Consider the following 243-nt stretch of genomic DNA (forward strand, 5'->3'; position numbering starts at 1 on the left):
TTCCTCTGTTGTTAAGTACAGCATGCCGTTGCCTTCGAGTTTTGGCGAGTTTCCTAAAGGAATCGTTCTTTTTATTAATTGTGCATACAGCTCAGCCTCTGTCAGATTTCGCTCAAAGTTTCTGTTGGCATTCTCTTTTATGAGTGCAAGTGCACCAGATATATGCGGTGTTGCCATCGAAGTTCCGCTTAGTTTTGCATAAGTTCCGTTTAAATACGTTGAAAGGATTTCTTCACCAGGGGC

The 243-nt window shown here is 42.4% G+C and carries 1 protein-coding gene; it reads right to left on the bottom strand.

From position 1 onward, the window contains the following. The coding region (locus SB660_RS23180; protein ID WP_410584898.1) for a S8 family serine peptidase at positions 1-243 on the bottom strand (243 nt) is incomplete at both ends.

This window comes from Bacillus sp. SIMBA_005 (genome assembly GCF_046535585.1).
GTDB lineage: Bacteria > Bacillota > Bacilli > Bacillales > Bacillaceae > Bacillus > Bacillus pumilus.